The 337-nt window shown below is 72.4% G+C and carries 1 protein-coding gene; it reads left to right on the top strand.

The annotated features are described in order from the left end of the window. Positions 1 to 337 (top strand): hypothetical protein (locus AMS65_RS19860; RefSeq protein ID WP_162231789.1); only part of this gene is annotated, 337 nt, incomplete at both ends.

The following is a 337-nucleotide window of genomic DNA, read 5'->3' on the forward strand; positions in this document are numbered from 1 at the left end:
GAGAGAGGCCTCGCGCACGCTGCAGAGCCCGGAGTTCACGGTGGTCTGCGAGACCTGCGACACCACGAACGCGAAGCCGGGCAAGCCGACCGCGCCGCCGAAGCCGCTGCATGCGGGGCAGGATCTCACCGCGGGAACCCGCGGCGGGGTGCAGCTGGAGCAGCAGGCCGAGCGGTGGGGCGTGACGGGTCCGAAAGGTCGTCCCGGAGGCTGGGGGTATGTGAACGTCTACGACGGCACGAGCCCCCGCTTCCCCTGGAAGACCGAGTGGTTCGAGCTCGACCGGAAGCGCCGCGCGGGGCTGGCTCTCGCCCGGGTCGGGTTGCCGGTCGGCACC

The organism is Leucobacter celer subsp. astrifaciens (assembly GCF_001273835.1).
Classification (GTDB): domain Bacteria; phylum Actinomycetota; class Actinomycetes; order Actinomycetales; family Microbacteriaceae; genus Leucobacter; species Leucobacter celer.